The organism is Streptomyces sp. NPDC059832 (genome assembly GCF_042731715.1).
Taxonomy (GTDB): domain Bacteria; phylum Actinomycetota; class Actinomycetes; order Streptomycetales; family Streptomycetaceae; genus Streptomyces.
In genome coordinates, this window is the sequence record NZ_JBHWIY010000115.1 from 1 (window position 1) to 1,303 (window position 1,303).

Annotated in this window: 1 protein-coding gene; it reads left to right on the top strand. The window is 68.8% G+C overall.

Going from position 1 to position 1,303, the window contains the following annotated elements; translation table 11 throughout:
* Window positions 1-13 precede the first annotated feature (13 nt).
* Window positions 14-1,237, top strand: a complete 1,224-nt coding sequence (locus tag ACFV8T_RS45600) for an IS701 family transposase (RefSeq protein ID WP_385339810.1) — start codon at window positions 14-16, stop codon at window positions 1,235-1,237.
* The last annotated feature ends 66 nt before the right edge of the window (window positions 1,238-1,303 follow it).

Below are 1,303 nucleotides of genomic sequence, written 5' to 3' on the forward strand. Positions count from 1 at the left end.
GCAGCCTCCAAGGGTGATCACCGAGTCTGCCACCGCGCAGTGGGACCTGGAACTGGACGATCTCTTCCTGACCATCGGCCATCATTTCGGCCGTGTTGAGCTTCGCCGCCGCATGCGTGACTACGTACGCGGGCTACTCGCCCCGGTGGCCCGCAAGAACAGCTGGCAGCTGGCCGAACAGGCCGGTCACTCCACCCCCGACGGCCTGCAGCACCTCCTCGCCGGTGCGAAGTGGGAATCCGATGACATCCGCGACGGCCTGCAGGAATACGTCGCCGGCAAGCTCGGCGAGGCCGGCGGCGTCCTGATCATCGACGACACCGGCTTCGTCAAGAAGGGCATCACCTCCGCCGGGGTCCAGCGCCAGTACTCCGGAACCGCCGGCCGGACCGAGAACTGCCAGATCGGCGTCTTCGCCGCCTACGCCTCCGCCCGCGGCCGGGCCCTGGTCGACCGCGAGCTCTACCTCCCGAAATCCTGGACCGAGGACCGGGAACGCTGCCGCACCGCAAGGGTCCCCGACGAGCGGGAGTTCGCCACCAAGGGCGAACTGGCCCGGCACATGGTGCTGCGGGCTCTCGCCTCGCCGCTGCCCATCACCTGGGTCACCGCGGATTCCGCCTACGGTCAGGACAACCGCTTCCGCCGGCTGCTGGAACAGTCGGGCGTCGGCTACGTGCTGGCGGTCCCCAAGTCTCAATTCAGCGTGGGCTGTTCACGGATCGATGTTCTGTTCGCACAGGCCCCGGACGAGGCGTGGGAGAAGATCTCATGCGGCGACGGCGCGAAGGGACCCCGCATCTACCACTGGGCAGCGGTGCGGCTGCCGGCCGTCGCCGAGTTCGACTACCAGGGCGAGATGCCTCACCGGATGCGGTGGGCACTGGCCCGTCGCAGCATCAGCAAGCCGGACGAGATCGCCTACTACCTCGCCTACGCACCCCTGCAGACCACGGTTCAGGAGTTGGTGCGGGTCGCCGGGGCACGCTGGGCGATCGAGGAGTGCTTCCAGGCCGCGAAGAACGAGTGCGGCCTGGACGAGTACGAGGTCCGCCGCTACGTGGGCTGGTACCGGCACATCACCCTGGCCATGCTCGCGCACGCCTTCCTGGCCGCCACGGCGCACCAGCCCCCGGAAAAAGGGGCGGAACCGGTGAGACAGCCGGGGTCATCGGGCTCACAGTGGCGGAGGTTCGGCGACTCCTGGCAGCTTGTCGTGCCCGGCCCCCGCACCTGAGCGGACACCGAGGGCTACACCACGCACTGAGCTGGTCGAACTGGCGCCGCCGACGCCAAGCCGTCG